The sequence below is a fragment of the Demequina iriomotensis genome (genome assembly GCF_000971395.1).
Classification (GTDB): domain Bacteria; phylum Actinomycetota; class Actinomycetes; order Actinomycetales; family Demequinaceae; genus Demequina; species Demequina iriomotensis.
In genome coordinates this window covers 15,292-32,756 of record NZ_BBME01000009.1, presented here as the reverse complement: position 1 = coordinate 32,756, position 17,465 = coordinate 15,292, and the positions used below count along the sequence as shown (strand labels likewise).

Here is a 17,465-nt window from a genome sequence, read left to right as displayed (position 1 = left end):
TCGAGGGCGACGTGCGCACCGGACAGGTCGACCAGCACACCGTCGACGCCGCGCGCGCCGAGGCCGACTCGTCCTGGCTGCCCGAGCAGCGCCTCGGGGCGTGCGCCTCGGCGGTGACAGCGCGCTCCGCCGCGCAGCGCGCGGCGACCGACCGCGCCGCCCTCGCCATCGCCGCGATGGCCGTGCTCGCCGACGACGCCTCCGACGAGGCCTGAATCCATGCATCGTGCCTCGTAGAGGGTGCGATCGGGACGTCGGGTCAATTCCTTCCCGAATCCCTCAACACCCCCGCGCCGGGGTCGATGAGGCAGATGTCAACCCACGGATGGGTTGCCAGTCCGGCCCTCTCAAGGATGGAGAAACACCATGGGTCTCACCGTCAACAACAACGTTGCCGCGCTCAACGCGTACCGCAACCTCTCCAACACGCAGAACGACCTCGGCAAGTCGCTCGAGAAGCTGTCCTCGGGTCTCCGCATCAACCGTGCGGCTGACGACGCGGCCGGCCTCGCCATCTCGGAGGGCCTCCGCTCGCAGATCGGCGGCCTCACCGTCGCGTCCCGCAACGCGCAGGACGGCATCTCGGTCGTCCAGACCGCTGAAGGCGCGCTGACCGAGGTCCACTCGATCCTCCAGCGTCTCCGCGACCTGGGCGTCCAGGCGGCGAACGACTCGAACAACGCCGACGCGCGCACCGCGATCGAGACCGAGGCCTCGAGCCTGGTCGACGAGCTCGGCCGCATCTCGAAGTCCACCAACTTCAACGGCACCAACCTGCTCGACGGCACGGCTGGCACGCTGAAGTTCCAGGTGGGCGCGGGCTCCGGCACGGACAGCCAGATCTCGGTCGACCTGTCCTCGGCGAACATCTCCACGATCGCCCAGACGCTCACCACGGGCGCCCTCGCGACCACCGGCACCGAGTTCGCGGTGACGACCGGCTCGCTCACCAACGGCACCTACTCGTTCGACGTCGACAACGGCTCGGGCGTCACCTCGACCATCGCGGTGGACCTGAGCGGCGGCGCTGCGCCGACGTCCGTCCAGGACCTCGCCGACAAGCTGTCGGCGGACGCGAACTTCGCGGCGAACTTCTCGGTGTCCGTGGTCAAGGACGCCGATGGCGCCGCGACCGGCATCTCGGTGAAGGCGCTCAACGGCGGCAGCGTGGGCGTGACCGCTCCGGGTGCGGGTATCGCGGCCGGCACGGCGGGCACCTCCTCGCCGATCGGCCTCGACTTCTCGAGCGCCGACGCTGCGCAGGCGTCGATCGACATGATCGACTCGCAGATCAAGACGGTCTCCACGGCCCGCGCCAACCTCGGTGCGTACCAGAACCGCCTCGAGCACACCATCAAGAACGTCAACGTGGCGATCGAGAACCTGACGGCCTCGGAGTCGCGCATCCGCGACACCGACATGGCGTCGGAGATGGTGAACTACACCTCCGCGAACATCCTGTCGCAGGCCGGCACCGCGATGCTCGCGCAGGCGAAGTCGCTGCCGCAGGGCGTGCTGCAGCTTCTCCAGGGCTAAGGCCCACCGGCGGCGTCCTGACCTTCGGGCCGGGGCGCCGCCACCCCCCTTCGCGCCGCGGAAAGGCTCTCCCCTCAGGCCTCTTCCGCGGCGCGAAGTCGCAAGCAGTCGCAGGAACAACCAACCGACGGAGGAGCGCCAGTGGCCACCTTGGGAATCGACGGCATCTCGTCGGGACTCGACACCAGCTCGATCATCAGCGCGCTCATGCAGATCGAGGCCGGCCCGCAGACGCTGCTGTCGAAGAAGAAGTCGACCGCCGAGAGCGTGGTCTCCTCGCTCCAGTCGATCAACACCAAGATCAAGGCGCTCGCGGACGCGGCCGCGACGGCCGCCAAGGCCTCGACCTGGACCACGTTCAAGGCCACCTCCAGCTCGAGCGCCGTCACCGCGACCGCCTCGACCTCTGCGACCGCCGGCTCGCTGACGTTCTCCGTCGACGCCGTCGCGAAGTCCCAGGTCTCGCTCTCGGCCTCCGTGGCCTCCGGCGCCGACCTGGTCGCGGACAACCCGCCCACGCTCACCGTGAAGAAGGCCGACGGCACGTACGCCTCGGTCACCGCGACCTCGAACTCGCTCGCCGACATCGCGAAAGCCATCAACTCGGGCGACCTCGGAGTGACCGCCACGGTGGTCTCGACCGGCGGCGGCACCTCGCGCCTGCAGTTCACCGGCACCGCCACGGGCACCGACGGGGCCTTCGAGCTCTACGTCGGCGACGAGGCGGCGGCGACCGCGGGCACCGCGACGCGCCTCGACGCCTCGGTGACGCGCGCCGCCTCCGACGCGCAGATCACGCTGTGGAAGGGCACCGCAGAGGAGCAGTCCTTCACCCAGTCGTCCAACACCTTCACCGGCCTCATGACCGGCGTCGACGTCACCGTCTCCAAGGTCGAGGAGGACGTCACGGTCTCCTCCGCGGTCGACTCCTCCGCGGTCAAGTCGCAGGTGAGCGGGCTCGTCACCAAGATGACCGCGATCCTCACCGCGATCGACGCGGGCACCAAGTCGACCTCCACCACCAACTCGGACGGCACCAGCTCCGTCTCGGGCGGCCTCCTCGCGGGCGACGCGCTCGTGCGGAACATGCGGTCCAAGCTCAACGAGGCGATGACGTACCCGATCGACGGCAAGTCCCCGTCGGAGTACGGCATCGAGGTGGACCGGTACGGCGCCATCACGTTCAACGAGACCGCCTTCGCGGAGGCGCTCGCCGAGGACCCCGCGGGGGTCGCCACGGCGATGCAGTCGCTCGCGACCCGCCTCGAGGACGCCGCGGACATCTACGCGGACTCCCAGGACGGCGTGCTCACCCAGAGCCTTAAGACCCGCCAGACCGAGATCGACTCGCTCGCAAGCCAGATCTCCAACTGGGACACGCGCCTGGCCGCGCGCCAGGAGGCGCTCTACGCGAAGTTCACCGCGATGGAGGTCACGCTGTCCTCCCTCAACTCGCAGATGGATTACATCACGTCCGCGCTCGAGTCGCTGTCGACGTCGAGCAGCAAGTAACGGGAGGGGCACGATGCAGGGATACGCCGCCGCACGGAACCGGTACCTCCAGGACGCCGTCACCACGGCGACGCCCGGGGCGCTGCTGGTGATGCTCTACGACCGTCTGGTGCTGGACCTCGAGCGCGCCGACATCGCGATGCGCGACGGCAAGCGCGCCGAGGCGAGCGCGCAGCTGCAGCACGCCCAGGAGATCGTCGCCGAGCTCACCAGCACGCTCGACGTCACCGCGTGGGACGGAGCCCCGCAGCTCATGTCCATCTACGTGTATCTCAGCGGCACGCTCATCGACGCGAACATCCGCCAGGACGTCGACAAGGTCGCGGAGTGCCGCTCCCTGGTCGGTCCGCTGCGCGACACGTGGCGTCAGGTGGCCCAAGGCTCGGCCGCCGCCGCGGCCGACCACCTGGCGATGACCGGCGTCGCATGAGCGACGAGGCGGCCTGGCACGAGGCCTGGGAGCGCACCCTCGCCGAGCTCGAGCTCGACGTCGACGAGGCCGAGCGCATGCTCGCCGCCGCCTACATCCCCCCGGAGGCGCCCACCCGCACGTGGCGTCCCCCTGTCGGCATCGGACCGATGCCGGCGTCGCTCGAGGCCCGTGCCCGTGCGCTGCTCGCGCGCCAGGTCGACGTCTCCGCGCGCCTCGCCGCCGCGGCGAGCGATTCGCGCCGTCACGGGCGCGCCATCTCGCAGCTCACGGCGGGCGCCTCGACGCCGCCGGTCTACGTCGACATCCCTGCGTAGACCCCTGTTGCAGAAGTGACACATGTCACTTAAGTGAAGCCTCACCGGCGGATTCCGCCGTCCGATGAGGACTGCGAGCACGGATCGCTCTCGCCTCGGCCACGGATCGGCCACCCCACCTCGTTCGAAGGGTGACCCGTGTTCGGATCCGTCAGCATGGACGCGATGAACAGCGCGCTCGACGCGCTGTCGCTGCGTCAGCGCACCATCGCCGACAACATCGCCAACGTCCAGACCCCGGGCTACACGGCCCGCAAGGTGGTCTTCGAGGACGCGCTCGCGGCGGCTGTCGCGGACGGCGACGGATCCGTGACCGCGACCGTGGCGCGCTCGCTCGAGCCCACGCGCGAGGACGGCAACAACGTCAACCTCGACACCGAGACCCTCTCGAACGTCGACACCGGGCTGCGCTACGACCTCGCGACGCGGGCGATCGACGGCAAGTTCACCGCGCTGCGCACCGCGATGAGGAGCTCCTGATGGGTACCTTCGCCGCGCTCGGCATCGCCGGATCGGGCATGACCGTCTACCGCAAGTGGCTCGACGCGGTCTCCGACAACCTCGCGAACCTCAACACCGTCACCGCGACCTCCGAGGACGCCTTCCAGGCGCGCTACGTCATCGCTCAGGCCAACGACACCCAGGGCGGCGAGTCGGGCGGCGTGCACGTCGCCGGCGCCGCGTTCGGCGACGCCGAGGGCCGCCTGGTCTACGAGCCCACCCACCCCCTCGCGGACGAGGACGGCTACGTCCGCTACCCCGACATCGACATGTCGAGCCAGATGACGCAGCTCATCATGGCGCAGCGCGGCTACCAGGCGAACGCCGCCGTGGTGGACCGCGCGCGCGACATGTACTCCACCGCGCTCACCATCGGGAAGGCCTGATGTCCATCTCGCCCATCTCGGCGGTCTCCGCCGCGTCCCTCCTGCCCACGGCCGCCACCGAGGCGACCGCGACGGCCTCCGCGGACGGCGGCGCGGCCTTCGCCGCTCAGCTCAGCTCGGCGGTCGACGGCCTCCAGGGCCTCCAGTCGACCAGCAGCGACCTTGCGATCAAGGCCGTCACCGGCGACCTCTCCGACGTGCATGACTACACGATCGCCGCGACCGAGGCCGCGGTGGCGCTCGAGCTCGCCGCGGCGCTGCGCAACAAGGCCGTCGAGGGCGTCACCGAGATCCTGAGGATCCAGGTCTGATGCCCGCGCAGATCCAGCAGGAGTGGAACCGCGTGCGCGACTACGCGGGGCAGATGTCGGTGGCGCAGAAGGTGTTCGCGGCGCTCCTCGCGGGCCTGCTCGTGGTGGGCCTCATCGCCCTCGCGCAGTACACCACCAAGCCCACGATGTCGCCGCTGTTCACCAACCTCGCCGCCGATGACGCCGCCGCGATCGTCGAGCAGCTCGACGCGACCGGCGTCGCCTATGAGCTGACGGCCGGCGGCGGCACCATCCTGGTGCCCCAGGAGCAGCTGTACGACACGCGCCTCGCGGTCGCCGCGACGGGCCTGCCCGCCGGCACCGCCACCGGGTACGCGCTCCTCGACGACATGTCGATGACCAGCTCGGACTTCCAGCAGCAGGTCACCTACCAGCGCGCCCTCGAGGGCGAGCTCGCGCAGACCATCGGCGCGATGGAGGCGGTGCGCACCGCCTCGGTCAAGCTCGCGCTCCCCCAGGAGACCGTGTTCGTGGACGAGCGCGAGGACCCGACCGCCTCCGTCTTCATCGACACCGAGGCCGGCCGTTCGCTGGACACGCAGAGCGTCCAGGCCATCGTCCACCTGGTGTCCGCGTCGATCGAGGGCATGCAGCCCGAGGACGTCGCCGTGATCGACGCCAACGGCGTGGTGCTGTCCACGGTGGGCGGCGGCTCGACCGCGCTCGAGCAGGGCGGCCAGACCGCGGACTACGAGAACCGCGTGGCCGCGAGCGTCCAGGCGATGCTCGACCGCGTGGTCGGCGCCGGCAACGCGATGGTCTCCGTCACCGCGGAGCTCGACTACGACAAGACGTCGACCACCTCCGAGACCTACGACTCGAACCCCGACGCGGCGCCGCTGTCCGAGTCGCAGACGCTCGAGGAGTACACGGGTGGCGCGGGCAGCACCAGCGCCGGCGTGCTGGGACCCGACAACATCTCGGTGCCGTCCGGCGAGGACTCGGAGGGGACCTACAAGAAGGAGGACACGGTCACCAACAACGCGGTCGACAGGACCGTCGAGGTGACCGAGACCGCCCCGGGCTCCGTGCGCCGCCAGTCGGTGTCCGTGGTCGCGAACCAGGAGGCCGCCGCCGCGATCGACCTCGACGCGTTGAGCGCGATGGTCGCCGCAGCCGCCGGCATCGACGAGACCCGCGGCGACGTGGTGTCCGTCAACACGATGGCGTTCGACTCCTCCGCTGCCGATGCCGCGACCGCGGCGCTCGGCGAGGCCGCCGCGGCCGACAAGGAGGCCGCGACCCGGTCCATGTACATCGAGTTCGCCAAGTGGGGCGCGCTCCTGCTGTCCGTGATCCTCATCGTGGTGCTGGCCCTGGTGAAGGGCCGCCGTCGTCGCGGGCCGATGGACGAGCGCATCGAGCTGAGCCTCGAGGCCGTCGAGGAGCTCGAGGCCCGCGCGCAGGCCGCCCTCGAGGCGCGCACGCAGGCGCTGCTCGACCAGGCCGGTTCGGTCGCGGACGAGGCCGAGCTCGCGCTCGAGGCCGCGCCCGTGCCGGACATGGACGCGGTCGCGCTCGCGGTCCGCGACGAGATCGCCGCCTTCGCGGCGCAGCAGCCGGCCGAGGTGGCCGAGGTGCTGCGCGGCTGGATCGGCTCGGGGAGGAACGCATGACCGTGATGCTGACGGGCACCCAGAAGGCCGCGCTCGTGCTGATCCAGATGGGCCGGGACTCCGCCTCGCGCGTGATGCAGCAGCTCTCCGAGAACGAGATCGAGCTGGTGACGGCCGAGATCACCCGGCTGCGCACGGTGGACGAGGCGACGGTCGTCGAGGTGCTCGACGAGTTCCAGCGCACCGCCACCCGCGCGCTCACCGTCGCGAGCGGCGGCTACTCCTACGCGAAGAAGCTGCTCGAGGAGACCCTGGGGCGGGAGAAGGCCGCCGAGGTCCTCGAGCGCCTCCAGTCGAGCGTGCAGGTCCAGCCGTTCGAGTTCCTCAAGCACGCCGACGCCCGCCAGGTGGTCTCGCTCCTCAACGGCGAGCACCCCCAGACCATCGCGCTCGTGCTCGCGCACCTGCGCCCCGAGCACGCCTCCGCGATCATGGCGGGCTTCACGCCCGAGACCCAGACCATCGTCGCGCGCCGCATCGCCCTCATGGAGGGCGCGTCGCCCGACGTCGTCACGCTCATCGCCGATCAGCTCAAGCTCAAGGCGACCACGCTCATCACCTCGCAGGAGCTGACCTCCGTGGGCGGCGTGCAGCCGCTGGTCGAGATCATCAACCGCGCCGACGCCGCCACCGAGAAGCTCATCCTCGAGGGGCTGTCGGAGCAGGACCCCGAGCTCGCCGACCAGATCCGCCAGATGATGTTCGTGTTCGCGGACATCACGCTGCTCGAGGACCGCGCGATCCAGCTGGTGATGCGCTCCGTCGAGACCAGCACGCTCGCCACCGCCCTCAAGGGCGCCGAGGACGCCGTGCGGGACAAGATCCTGCGGAACATGTCCGAGCGGGCGCGAGAGAACCTGCTCGAGGAGATCGACTCGCTGGGTCCGGTGCGCATCTCGCTGGTCGAGGAGGCGCGCTCGAAGGTGGTCCAGGTCATCCGCGGCCTCGAGGAGCGCGGCGAGATCATGATCAGCCGGGACGGCGAGGACGAGTATGTCGCCTGACGCCAAGGTCTCCACGTTCGTGCCGTCGGCCATCGCGCCCCAGCGGGCCGATGCGCCGGGCGAGTCCCACGCGGCCGGCTTCGCCGCCGGGTGGGCAGCCGGTGCCCGTGCGGCCGCCGAGGCGGCCCAGCAGGACCGCGCGCGCGAGCAGGCCGATCACGCCCGCCGCCAGGAGGCGCGCGATGCCGCGTTGTGCGACGCGCTCCTCGCGCTCGGCGCGGCCGCCCGCACGTGGCACGAGCGCGCGCTGCCCGTGATCGCCCAGGCCGAGTCGACGATGCACGCCGCCGCCGTCGAGCTCGCGGAGGCCGTCCTCACCCACGAGCTGCGCGACGGCGACGCCTCCGCGCGGTCGGTGCTGTCCCGCGCCCTCGCGATGCCGGCCGGGCTCGAGACCACCACGATGCGCCTGCACCCCGACGATCTCGCGGAGATCCGGAGGCTCGTCGACGCGGGAGAGGCGGCGGTGCCCGCCATGATCGCGCTCGCGGCGGACCCGCGCCTGTCGCGCGGGGACGTGATCGCCGAGCACGCCGACGGGCTGCTCGACGCGCGCATCGGCGCCGGGCTCGACCGGGCGCGCGCCGCCCTGGAGGCCGGCCTGTGACCACCCCCGTGCTGCTCGATCGCGCGCCGTCCGAGACGGCGGGCTCGCCGCTGCTCGCGCGCGCCGTCGCGGCGGCCGCGCCGGAGCTGGTCGGCTCCGTCTCCTCCATCGTGGGCCTGTCCGTCGACGTCGCGGGGCTCCAGGGCGCGGTCGGCGACCTGGTCGCGATCGACATCGGCGAGGGACGCTCGACCGAGGCCGAGGTGGTCGCGGTGACCCCGACCGCGCTGCGGTGCATGCCGCTCGGCCCCGTCCACGGACTGCACGTCGGCATGGCCGCGCGCGCGACCGGTCGCCCGCTCACCGTGCCTGCCGGGCCGCAGCTGCTCGGCCGCGTCCTCGACGGGCTCGGCCGTCCCATGGATGGCAAGGGATCGGTGCTCACCGGTCCCGACGCGCGCCGCGTCCCCGTCGACGCGACGGCGCCGTCCGCTCTCGACCGCGCGCGCGTCGACACCCCGCTGGGCCTGGGCGTGCGCGCGCTCGACACCATGACCACCGTGGGCCGGGGCCAGCGCATCGGCCTGTTCGCCGGCTCGGGCGTCGGCAAGTCGAGCCTCCTGTCGATGGTCGCGCGCGGCACCGAGGCCGAGGTGAGCGTCATCGCGCTCATCGGCGAGCGCGGCCGCGAGGTGCGCGAGTTCCTGGAGGACGACCTGGGGCCGGAGGGCCTCGCGCGGTCGGTCGTGGTGATCGCGACCTCCGACCAGCCCGCGATGGTGCGCCTGCGCGCCGCCTTCGTCGCCACGCGCATCGCCGAGGACTTCCGCTCGCAGGGCCGCGACGTGGTGCTGATGATGGACTCGCTCACGCGCGTCGCGATGGCGCAGCGCGAGATCGGCCTGTCGGTGGGCGAGCCGCCCGCCACCCGTGGCTACCCGCCGTCGACGTTCTCGATGCTCGCGCAGCTGCTCGAGCGCACCGGCACCGACGCCTCCGGCTCGGTCACCGGCATCTACACGGTCCTCGTGGACGGCGACGACCACAACGAGCCCATCGCCGACGCCACCCGCTCGATCCTCGACGGCCACGTGGTGCTCACGCGCGAGCTCGCTGTCGCGGGCCACTACCCGGCGATCGACGTGCTCGGCTCGATCTCCCGCGTCGCCAGCCGCGTCACCACCTCCGAGCAGCGCGCGCTGGTGCTCGCGCTGCGCCAGGTGCTCGCGGCGCGCAAGCGCGCGCAGGACCTGCTCGACGTGGGCGCCTACGCCGCGGGGTCGAACCCGCTGGTGGACGCCGCCGTCGCGCATGCGCCCGCCATCGACGGCTTCCTCACGCAGGCGGTCGACCACGCGATCCCCGCCGACGAGGCGTGGGCGCGCCTCGCGATGCTGGTCCAGCAGATGGGGGTCCACGCATGAGCAGGCGCTTCCCCCTGGCCGGGCTGCTGCGCACGCGCGCGCTCGCGGAGGAGCAGGCCGCGGCCGACCTCGCCCGCGCCAACCGCGCACGCGACGAGGCCGCGACCGCGGTGCGCACCGCCCGCACCCAGCTCGCGGGCCTCGAGTTCCGCGACCCGCGCCTCCAGGGCGAGGAGGACGGCTCCGACCTCGCGCGCTCATGGAGCGCCATGGTCGCGGCGCGCGCCTCGCTCGCCGCGCGGGTTCAGGAGCTGCAGACCGCGCTCGCGGTCGCCGAGGCGCGCGCCGACGGCGCGTCCGAGACCTGGAACCGCGCCCGCACGCAAGCGTCGATGATCGAGCGCCTGCGCGACCGCCACGAGGACGAGGTGGTGGCCGAGGAGCTGCGCGCCGAGCAGGTGGTGCTCGACGAGGCGGCGCTGCGCCGCGCCACCGAGGAGGACCAGTGACCGTCATGCCCCTGGCGCCCGCGCCCCAGCCCGCGCGCGCGTCCGCCCAGCAGAAGGCCGCGGGAGACGGCGACGCCTTCGCCCGCGAGCTCTCGCAGGCGTCGGATCGCGCCGACCGGCCCGACCGTCCCGAGCGCCCCGACCGTCCCGAGCGCTCGGCCGACGGGCACCGCCGCGTCGGCCGCGAGCAGAAGGACGATGCGCGGTCGACGGATGCCGCGACGGCGCAGGACGACGCCGCGGCCGGCGAGGCGACCCCGACCGCCGCCCCTGTCGCGCAGCCCGCCACGACGCCCGCGCCCGGCACCCCGCTCGCGGAGGCACTCGCCGCCGCAGTCGCGGGGGCCGCCCCCACGTCCGAGGGTGAGACCACGCCGACGACGGAGGGCGAGGCGCCCGCGGTCGAGCCCGCGGTCGCCCCGGCGACCGTGGCGATCCGGCCGGCCGTGCTCGCGGCGGCCGCCGCGGCCGCGACGACCGCGCCCCCGGCGACGCAGGCCCCCGCACCGGACGGCGCCGACCACGCCCCGGCGCAGCCCGCGGCGCCTCCGGCCGTGCCCGGCGCCGCGACCGTGCCGACCGCGTCGACCGCGCAGCCGGAGGCCGCGCCCCTCGAGGTCCCCGCCCCGGCGCCGGCGGCCACCGTCACGCACGTCGACGAGGCCCCTGTCGCCGCGCCGCTCGCCACCGTCGCTCCCCAGGCGCCTGCGGCGACGGCCGGGCAGGCCGACGACGTCGAGCCGCCCCTCGCTGCGACGCCCCGCGTCGCCGAGGCGCCGACGTCGGCGATCGCGCCCACGACCACCGAGCCCGCCGCCCCCGCCCAGGCCGCCCCCGCATCGTCCCCCGCCGCGCCCGCGCGGCAGGTGCCGCTCGCGTCGCAGCTCGCGGCGCCGCTCACGCAGCTGCGCCAGCTCCCGCAGGGCGAGCACCAGCTGCGGATCTCGGTCACTCCCGAGACCTTCGGGCACGTGCGCGTGATCGCGACGATCACGCCGGACGGCGTGTCGATGCAGCTGCTCGGCTCGACCGACGCGGGCCGCGAGGCGCTGCGCGCCGCGCTGCCCGACCTGCGCCGCGACCTCGAGGCCGCGGGCATGTCCGCCGACCTCGACCTCGGCTCCGACACCAGCTTCGGCGGCGACCCCCGCGGCGACGCCGACGAGCCGTCCGCGGGCGGCCGCCCGCTCGTCCCCACCCCCACCCGGACCGTCGCCGCACCCGCGGCGCCGGCATCGTCCCTCCCGACGTCCGTCCGTCCCGGCGGCGTCGACCTGGTCCTCTGAAGGGAGAGCCCATGAGCATCGATCCCGTGTCCGCGACGACCACCGTGTCGTCCCTCACCAGCGGCGCCACCGCATCCACCGCGTCACAGGAGTACGACTCGGAGATGTTCCTCAGCCTCCTGGTCGCTCAGCTCCAGAACCAGGATCCCTCGTCCCCCATGGACACCAACGAGATGATGTCGCAGCAGGTGCAGCTCGCCTCGATGGAGCAGCTCACCGAGCTCAACACCGCGATGCAGGAGCAGTTCGCGCTGACGATGCGCATGGCCGCGTCCGACATGGTCGGCAAGCAGGTCACGTACACCGACGCCTCCGGCGAGATCGTCGAGGGCGTCGCCGAGTCGGCGTCCTTCGCATACTCCGTCCCCACCCTCACCGTCGGTGACGAGCAGATCGCCCTCGACGCGATCATGTCCGTCACCCCCACCGGCGCATAGCCGGCCTCCCCCTCCACGAAAGAGAGTCGACCATGCTCCGTTCCCTGTTCTCCGGCATCTCGGGCCTGCGCGCCCACCAGACGATGCTCGACGTCACCGGCAACAACATCTCCAACGTCAACACCGCGGGCTTCAAGTCCTCCCAGGTGCAGTTCCAGGACACGCTGTCCCAGGTGCTCCAGAACGCGGGCGGCGCCCAGCAGGGCGTCGGCGGCACCAACCCGGCCCAGGTGGGCCTCGGTGTGAAGGTCGCCGGCATCGTCACCAACTTCCAGCAGGGCGCGGCGCAGCTCACCAACCGCTCGACCGACATGATGATCAACGGCGACGGCTTCTTCGTGGTCGAGAAGGACGGGCAGCAGCTCTACTCGCGCGCCGGTGCCTTCTCCTTCGACTCGCTCGGCCAGCTGGTCACGCCCGACGGCGGCCTGGTCCAGGGCTGGGCGGCCGATGCGGCCGGCGGCGTCGACCTCAACGCGGCGGTCTCCCCGCTGCGCCTTCCGATCTCGACTCTCATGGGTGCCGCGGCGACCTCGAACGTCTCGTACGCGGGCAACCTCCCGGCCGACGCGGCCGACGGCACGGTGCTCAACCGCCAGATCGACATCTACGACGGCACCGGCACCGCGCGCTCGCTCAACCTCTCGTTCACCAAGACCGCGACCGGCTGGGACATCGCGGGCTCGATCGCCGGCACGTCCTCGACCCAGACCGGCTCGATCACGTTCGACACCGCGGGCGCCATCTCGGGCCTCACCTTCCCGAGCTTCCCGGCCGATGCGGCGAGCGGCCTCCCCGCCGTCGGCGTCGACCTCTCCACGCTCACGGGGTACGCGGGGCTCGAGACCATCGCCGCCGAGGACCAGGACGGCCGCCCCGCCGGCAGCCTGCAGTCCTTCATCATCAACTCCGACGGCACGCTCATGGGCTCGTTCTCGAACGGTCTCAAGCAGGCCATCGGCCGCGTCGCGCTCGCGAACTTCACCAACCCGGGCGGCCTCGAGAAGACCGGCTCGTCACTGTACGCCGCCACCGTGAACTCGGGCGACGCGCAGGTGGGCGCCGCGGGCTCGGGCGGTCGCGGCTCGCTCACGGGCGGGTCGCTCGAGATGTCGAACGTGGACCTGTCCTCGGAGTTCACCAGCCTCATCGTCGCCCAGCGCGGCTTCCAGGCGAACTCGCGCGTCATCACCACCTCGGACGAGCTCCTGCAGGAGCTGGTCAACCTCAAGCGCTGACCCCGCCCACGCCGGCCCCTCGCGCGCGTCGCGGGGGGCCGGCGTCGTGCGTCCCGGGCGGCATGCGCAGGTGTCACCCCGTGCCACGATGCGGCGGCGATCGGCCGGAGACGTCTCACACGTCGGTCACGCGCGCCGATGGGAGAGATGAACGTCGGGCCCACGGATGGGCCCGCGAGAACTACCAGGATGGTGCACGCGTGATCTCTCTGACGCGCCTCAACGGGCAGCGCTTCGCGGTCAACCCGGATCTGATCCAGCGCGCCGAGGCGACCCCCGACACGATCGTCACGCTCGTCGACGGCACCAAGCTGCTGGTCAAGGAGGACCTCGACCAGGTCATCCGCATCGTCGACGACCACCGCGCCGCGATGGTCGCCCGCTCCATCGAGATCGCGAACGAGGCCGCCGAGGCCGACGCGATGCCGCCGCGCCGCAGCCGCGCCCACCTCAGCGTCACGCCCGAGGTCGACTGATGGATCCGGCCACCTTCATCGGCATGGCGGTCGCGTTCGGCGCGATCATCGTGTCGATCTTCCTCGAGGGATCGTCGCCGATGTCGGTGATCCTGCCCGGCCCGATGCTGCTGGTCATCGGCGGCACCATCGGCGCGGGCCTCGCGACCACCACGCTCGCGGACTTCATCGGGGGCTTCACCGGGCTCGGCCGCTACCTCATGTACAAGAGGCGCGATGCCGAGGAGACCGTCGAGCTGGTGGTGTCGCTCGCCGACCGCGCGCGTCGCGAGGGCCTGCTCGCGCTCGAGGACGCCGCCCGCGACGTCGACGACGAGTTCCTGCGCGACGGACTCCAGGCCGCGATCGACGGCACGGACCCCGAGGACCTCCGCGCGATGATGGAGGCGAAGATCGACGGGCGCCGCGCGGCCGACCGGTCCGTCGCGAAGCTGTTCGCGGACATGGGCGGCTTCGCGCCCACGATCGGCATCATCGGCACGGTGGTGTCGCTGGTCCACGTGCTCGAGAACCTTGCGGACCCCTCCTCGATCGGCCACATGATCGCCGCGGCCTTCGTCGCCACGCTCTGGGGCCTGCTCTCCGCTAACCTCATCTGGCTGCCGATCTCGGCGCGCGTCAAGCGCGTGTCCGAGCTCGAGGCCGCCCACATGGAGCTCGCGATGGAGGGCATGCTCGCGATCCAGGCCGGCTCCGGGCCGCGCGTGGTCGGGGCCCGCCTGCGCGCGCTCGTGGGCGACCCGGGCAAGCAGAAGGAGGCGGCGTGAGCGCGCGCCGCGGTCGCAAGAGCCACGAGGAGGAGGCGGAGAACCACGAGCGGTGGGCCGTCTCCTACGCCGACATGATGACGGTGCTCCTCGCGACCTTCATCGTCCTCTACGCGATGTCCGCGATCGACCAGGAGAAGTTCGAGGAGCTGCGCCAGTCGCTCGCGCTCGGCTTCGGTCACGAGGCCGCGTCGATCATCCCCGGCTCCACCGGCACGATGCTCGGTCTCGAGTCCTTCGAGATCGCGCCTGACTTCACGACGGTCGCGACCGAGGGCGCCGAGGGAGGCGGCCAGGCGACCCCGATCTCCCAGGAGACGCTCGACTTCCTCGCCGCCGCGCGCGAGTACGAGCAGCTGAGCGACGTCCGGAAGGAGCTCGAGGAGCGCCTCGCGGAGAAGGGCCTCGACGCGAACGTCACGTTCCAGATCGACGAGCGCGGCCTGGTGGTCGGCCTGGTGGGCTCCAACGTCTTCTTCGACGCGGACACCGCGGATCTCACGCAGGTGGCGCGCAAGGTGGTGGACACCCTCGCGGGCCCGCTGCGCGCCGAGCGTCGCGAGCTGTCCATCGAGGGCCACGCGAACACCCTGCCCTCGTCCAACTTCGCGTCCAACTGGGAGCTGTCGAGCGAGCGCGCGACCCGCGTCCTGCGCCGGTTCGTCGAGTCCGGCCGGATCGCGCCCGAGCGCGTCGCGGCCACGGGCTACGGCGACGCGCGCCCGGCCGTCGCGGGGCGCTCCGACGCGGCGCTCGAGAGCAACCGCCGCGTCGACATCGTGGTGCAGTCGTCCGCCTCGGAGGAGGTCCGGGCGCTGCTCCCGGAGATCGCCGAGGCCATCGAGACGGGCGCCCTCACGCCCGAGGAGCTGCGCGCCCAGCTGGTCGCCGCAGCGACAGAGAAGGAGGCAGGAGACCTATGAGCAACGAGACCCGCGTGATGGCGCCCCGGCCCACGATCGGCACGCGCCCCTCGCCGCTGTCCGCGCCCCCGGCGGCCGCGCCCGAGCCCGAGCCGGAGCAGCCGAAGGGCCGCAAGCGCCTGCCCGCGCTCATCATCGGCGTGCTCGTCCTCGTCATCGCCGCCGGCGCGTACTGGTTCCTCGCCGGGCCGGGCGCGAGCACGGGCGCCGAGGACCCCGCGGCCGAGGTCGCGGAGGAGCCGGTCGAGCTGGGCGACGTGCAGACGGTCGACGCGATCTCGCTCAACCTGCAGGGCGGTCACTACCTGCGCATCGGCCTGGGCCTCCAGCTCGGGGCCGAGGGGCACGGCGAGGTCGACCCCGCGCTGGCGCTCGACGCCACCATCGCGCTGTTCTCCGGCCACCAGATGGACGAGCTGATGAACGAGGAGGTCCGTGAGGAGCTCAAGGCAGAGCTCGCCGCCGAGCTCGAGGAGCTCTATCACGGCGAGGTGCTGGGGGTGTACTACACCGACTTCGTGACCCAGTAGCGCGCGGGCCGCGACGGCGGCCCACCGACCGGGTGAGGGGTGCGACGGGGAGACGTTCGTCACATCCCGTGCGTAGCCATGCCCGGAAACGCGGCGGCACCCTCACCACGGACCCGGTACGGACGATGGGGGCGGCGTGACTGCCCAGACCCCCGCGCGACGCAAGCGTGGCTCCGGCGTGCCCGAGCTCTACGACTTCCGCCAGCCGATGACGCTGACGCGCGAGCATGCGCGCGCCCTCGAGGTGGGGCTGCAGGGCTTCGCGCGCCAGTGGGGCACGCTGCTGACCTCGCGCCTGGGCGTGCTCACCACCGTGGGCCTCGAGCGCCTCGACATCCTCACCTACGGCGACCACATCGACTCGCTCCCGGGCTCGACCACCGCCGTGGTCCTCCAGATGGACCCGAGCAGGACGGCCGCGCTGCTGCAGCTCCCCACGGGCGCCACCATGACGCTCGTCGACTGCATGCTCGGCGGCCCCGCGATGGACCTGGACCTGCCGTTCCGCGAGCTCACCGAGATCGAGTGGAAGCTCATGAGCGACATGCTCGAGTACGCGTGCAACGACCTCGCGTACGGCCTCGCGACCGTGGGCCAGGTGTCCTTCTCCGTGAAGTCGGTGCGCTACAACCCGGGCTTCATGCAGCTGGTGCCGGCCTCCGAGCAGGTTGTCGTCGCGCGCTTCGAGCTCACGCTCGGCCCCGTCACCGCGCCGATCACGCTCATGCTGATGGCCGAGCCGATGCTCGCCCTCCTGCGCACCTCCGACGCCCAGGACGGGCGCACCCCGGAGGAGCAGCGCGAGCACGATGCCGCGGTGCACCAGCTGGCCGACCGCATGGGCGAGGTGCCCCTGCCCGTCGCCGTCCGGTTCACCGGGCGGGAGATGACCGCCGCCGCCGTGGCGGCGCTCGAGGTGGGCTCGATCGTGCCCCTCGGGCATGCCGCCGACCGCCCGCTCGAGGTGGTCGTCGGCGACGTGATCCTGGCGCACGCCGCCATCGGCGCGAACGGCACGCGCGCCGCCTGTCTTGTCGTCGCGACCGAGGAGGAAGCATGACCACCCTGACCACCGCGGGAGCCGCAGCCGAGCAGCTCGTCGCCCAGCTCCCGAGCGCCACCCCGCTCACGGTCGCGCCGTTCGACGCCGCGACCGCGCCCGCCGCGGGCACCGCGTGCGTGCGCGCCCACTTCGTCGGCGCGACCGGCGCGGACCTCGTGCTCGCGGCCGACGCCGCGATCGCGGACGCGCTCGCCGCCGCCGGCGGCGACGTCACCGCGGCGGAGATCCTGCGCCCCGCGCTCGAGGCCGCGGCCGCGACGCTCGGCGCCGGCGTGCTCGACACCGCGCGCGTCGAGGAGCTCGGGGACGCGCTCGCCGACGCCGACACCGAGTCCTTCGCGCTCGTCGACGCCGCGGGCGTCGCCCAGGCGTGGTTCGGGCTGCGCGTCCGCGCAGCCGCGAAGGCGCCCGCCGCCCCCGCGGCGGCCGACCCCGACTCCACCCGCGCCCGCATGCGCGTCCTCCACGACGTCGAGCTGGTGCTCACCGCCGAGATCGGCCGGACGCGTCTCCCGATGCGCCAGGTGCTCGACCTCGTCCCCGGCACGGTGCTCGAGCTCGACCGCTCGGCGGGCGCCCCCGCCGACGTCATGGTGAACGGCCGCCTGGTCGCGCGCGGCGAGGTCGTCGTGATCGACGAGGACTACGGCATCCGCATCTCCGAGATCATCACGGACGGCGGCATCTGACG

The 17,465-nt window shown here is 72.6% G+C and carries 22 protein-coding genes; all 22 read left to right on the top strand.

The genetic code is table 11. From position 1 onward, the window contains the following. The first annotated feature begins 11 nt into the window (after positions 1 to 11). The 22 genes from AOM09_RS00240 (at position 12) to fliN (ending at position 17,463) form a co-directional block, all read left to right on the top strand. Positions 12 to 215 carry a hypothetical protein gene (locus tag AOM09_RS00240; protein WP_062382555.1) on the top strand — a complete coding sequence of 68 codons (204 nt, stop codon included), beginning with the start codon at positions 12 to 14 and terminating at the stop codon, positions 213 to 215. A gap of 151 nt (positions 216 to 366) precedes the next feature. After that, positions 367 to 1,536, top strand: a complete 1,170-nt coding sequence (locus AOM09_RS00235; protein WP_062382551.1) for a flagellin N-terminal helical domain-containing protein — start codon at positions 367 to 369, stop codon at positions 1,534 to 1,536. A 141-nt stretch (positions 1,537 to 1,677) separates the two neighbouring features. Beyond that, positions 1,678 to 3,048 (top strand): flagellar filament capping protein FliD, encoded by a 1,371-nt coding sequence (gene fliD, locus AOM09_RS00230; RefSeq protein WP_062382547.1) that lies wholly within the window; start codon positions 1,678 to 1,680, stop codon positions 3,046 to 3,048. Positions 3,049 to 3,061: 13 nt separating this feature from the next. Then, positions 3,062 to 3,478, top strand: coding sequence for a flagellar export chaperone FliS (gene fliS, locus AOM09_RS00225; RefSeq protein WP_062382543.1), 417 nt, complete (start codon positions 3,062 to 3,064; stop codon positions 3,476 to 3,478). Next, positions 3,475 to 3,795 (top strand): hypothetical protein, encoded by a 321-nt coding sequence (locus AOM09_RS00220; protein ID WP_062382539.1) that lies wholly within the window; start codon positions 3,475 to 3,477, stop codon positions 3,793 to 3,795. The genes fliS and AOM09_RS00220 overlap by 4 nt, the downstream gene beginning before the upstream one ends. 138 nt (positions 3,796 to 3,933) lie before the next feature. After that, positions 3,934 to 4,275 carry a flagellar basal body rod protein FlgB gene (locus AOM09_RS00215; RefSeq protein WP_062382536.1) on the top strand — a complete coding sequence of 114 codons (342 nt, stop codon included), beginning with the start codon at positions 3,934 to 3,936 and terminating at the stop codon, positions 4,273 to 4,275. Further along, a complete protein-coding gene (flgC, locus tag AOM09_RS00210) occupies positions 4,275 to 4,682 on the top strand; it encodes a flagellar basal body rod protein FlgC (protein ID WP_062382533.1) in 408 nt (135 codons plus the stop codon). Before AOM09_RS00215 ends, flgC begins: the two co-directional genes overlap by 1 nt. Next, positions 4,682 to 4,993 carry a flagellar hook-basal body complex protein FliE gene (gene fliE, locus AOM09_RS00205; protein WP_062382529.1) on the top strand — a complete coding sequence of 104 codons (312 nt, stop codon included), beginning with the start codon at positions 4,682 to 4,684 and terminating at the stop codon, positions 4,991 to 4,993. The genes flgC and fliE overlap by 1 nt, the downstream gene beginning before the upstream one ends. Continuing rightward, a complete protein-coding gene (gene fliF, locus AOM09_RS00200) occupies positions 4,993 to 6,630 on the top strand; it encodes a flagellar basal-body MS-ring/collar protein FliF (RefSeq protein WP_062382526.1) in 1,638 nt (545 codons plus the stop codon). The genes fliE and fliF overlap by 1 nt, the downstream gene beginning before the upstream one ends. Continuing rightward, a complete protein-coding gene (gene fliG / locus AOM09_RS00195; protein WP_062382523.1) occupies positions 6,627 to 7,634 on the top strand; it encodes a flagellar motor switch protein FliG in 1,008 nt (335 codons plus the stop codon). Before fliF ends, fliG begins: the two co-directional genes overlap by 4 nt. After that, complete coding sequence (locus AOM09_RS00190) at positions 7,624 to 8,241, top strand: FliH/SctL family protein (protein WP_062382520.1); 618 nt, start codon at positions 7,624 to 7,626, stop codon at positions 8,239 to 8,241. Before fliG ends, AOM09_RS00190 begins: the two co-directional genes overlap by 11 nt. 11 nt (positions 8,242 to 8,252) lie before the next feature. Then, positions 8,253 to 9,605 (top strand): FliI/YscN family ATPase, encoded by a 1,353-nt coding sequence (locus AOM09_RS00185; protein WP_062384311.1) that lies wholly within the window; start codon positions 8,253 to 8,255, stop codon positions 9,603 to 9,605. After that, a complete protein-coding gene (locus AOM09_RS00180) occupies positions 9,602 to 10,054 on the top strand; it encodes a flagellar export protein FliJ (protein WP_062382517.1) in 453 nt (150 codons plus the stop codon). Before AOM09_RS00185 ends, AOM09_RS00180 begins: the two co-directional genes overlap by 4 nt. A 5-nt stretch (positions 10,055 to 10,059) precedes the next feature. Continuing rightward, positions 10,060 to 11,340: a flagellar hook-length control protein FliK gene (locus tag AOM09_RS15605; RefSeq protein ID WP_267127873.1), complete on the top strand. Its 1,281-nt coding sequence runs from the start codon at positions 10,060 to 10,062 to the stop codon at positions 11,338 to 11,340. An 11-nt stretch (positions 11,341 to 11,351) separates the two neighbouring features. Then, complete coding sequence (locus AOM09_RS00170; protein WP_062382510.1) at positions 11,352 to 11,777, top strand: flagellar hook assembly protein FlgD; 426 nt, start codon at positions 11,352 to 11,354, stop codon at positions 11,775 to 11,777. Positions 11,778 to 11,809: 32 nt separating this feature from the next. Continuing rightward, entirely contained in the window at positions 11,810 to 13,015 is a 1,206-nt protein-coding gene (locus AOM09_RS00165) for a flagellar hook protein FlgE (protein ID WP_062382506.1), read from the top strand. Positions 13,016 to 13,215: 200 nt separating this feature from the next. Further along, positions 13,216 to 13,491, top strand: coding sequence for a flagellar FlbD family protein (locus AOM09_RS00160; RefSeq protein ID WP_082098681.1), 276 nt, complete (start codon positions 13,216 to 13,218; stop codon positions 13,489 to 13,491). Beyond that, positions 13,491 to 14,258 carry a motility protein A gene (locus AOM09_RS00155; RefSeq protein WP_062382503.1) on the top strand — a complete coding sequence of 256 codons (768 nt, stop codon included), beginning with the start codon at positions 13,491 to 13,493 and terminating at the stop codon, positions 14,256 to 14,258. Before AOM09_RS00160 ends, AOM09_RS00155 begins: the two co-directional genes overlap by 1 nt. Then, complete coding sequence (locus AOM09_RS00150; protein WP_062382500.1) at positions 14,255 to 15,181, top strand: flagellar motor protein MotB; 927 nt, start codon at positions 14,255 to 14,257, stop codon at positions 15,179 to 15,181. The genes AOM09_RS00155 and AOM09_RS00150 overlap by 4 nt, the downstream gene beginning before the upstream one ends. Continuing rightward, entirely contained in the window at positions 15,178 to 15,711 is a 534-nt protein-coding gene (locus AOM09_RS00145; protein WP_062382497.1) for a flagellar basal body-associated FliL family protein, read from the top strand. The genes AOM09_RS00150 and AOM09_RS00145 overlap by 4 nt, the downstream gene beginning before the upstream one ends. A 136-nt stretch (positions 15,712 to 15,847) precedes the next feature. Beyond that, a complete protein-coding gene (locus AOM09_RS00140) occupies positions 15,848 to 16,771 on the top strand; it encodes a flagellar motor switch protein FliM (RefSeq protein ID WP_062382493.1) in 924 nt (307 codons plus the stop codon). Next, positions 16,768 to 17,463, top strand: a complete 696-nt coding sequence (gene fliN / locus AOM09_RS00135) for a flagellar motor switch protein FliN (RefSeq protein WP_062382490.1) — start codon at positions 16,768 to 16,770, stop codon at positions 17,461 to 17,463. The genes AOM09_RS00140 and fliN overlap by 4 nt, the downstream gene beginning before the upstream one ends. Positions 17,464 to 17,465 lie beyond the last annotated feature (2 nt).

Coding starts and splice junctions, on each gene's coding strand:
- fliF (WP_062382526.1), top strand. CDS start 4,993: ATGCCCGCGCAGATCCAGCAGGAGTGGAACCGCGTGCGCGACTACGCG.
- AOM09_RS00170 (WP_062382510.1), top strand. CDS start 11,352: ATGAGCATCGATCCCGTGTCCGCGACGACCACCGTGTCGTCCCTCACC.
- fliG (WP_062382523.1), top strand. CDS start 6,627: ATGACCGTGATGCTGACGGGCACCCAGAAGGCCGCGCTCGTGCTGATC.
- AOM09_RS00235 (WP_062382551.1), top strand. CDS start 367: ATGGGTCTCACCGTCAACAACAACGTTGCCGCGCTCAACGCGTACCGC.
- AOM09_RS00220 (WP_062382539.1), top strand. CDS start 3,475: ATGAGCGACGAGGCGGCCTGGCACGAGGCCTGGGAGCGCACCCTCGCC.
- AOM09_RS15605 (WP_267127873.1), top strand. CDS start 10,060: ATGCCCCTGGCGCCCGCGCCCCAGCCCGCGCGCGCGTCCGCCCAGCAG.
- fliS (WP_062382543.1), top strand. CDS start 3,062: ATGCAGGGATACGCCGCCGCACGGAACCGGTACCTCCAGGACGCCGTC.
- AOM09_RS00180 (WP_062382517.1), top strand. CDS start 9,602: ATGAGCAGGCGCTTCCCCCTGGCCGGGCTGCTGCGCACGCGCGCGCTC.
- flgC (WP_062382533.1), top strand. CDS start 4,275: ATGGGTACCTTCGCCGCGCTCGGCATCGCCGGATCGGGCATGACCGTC.
- AOM09_RS00165 (WP_062382506.1), top strand. CDS start 11,810: ATGCTCCGTTCCCTGTTCTCCGGCATCTCGGGCCTGCGCGCCCACCAG.
- AOM09_RS00155 (WP_062382503.1), top strand. CDS start 13,491: ATGGATCCGGCCACCTTCATCGGCATGGCGGTCGCGTTCGGCGCGATC.
- fliN (WP_062382490.1), top strand. CDS start 16,768: ATGACCACCCTGACCACCGCGGGAGCCGCAGCCGAGCAGCTCGTCGCC.
- fliE (WP_062382529.1), top strand. CDS start 4,682: ATGTCCATCTCGCCCATCTCGGCGGTCTCCGCCGCGTCCCTCCTGCCC.
- AOM09_RS00190 (WP_062382520.1), top strand. CDS start 7,624: ATGTCGCCTGACGCCAAGGTCTCCACGTTCGTGCCGTCGGCCATCGCG.
- AOM09_RS00145 (WP_062382497.1), top strand. CDS start 15,178: ATGAGCAACGAGACCCGCGTGATGGCGCCCCGGCCCACGATCGGCACG.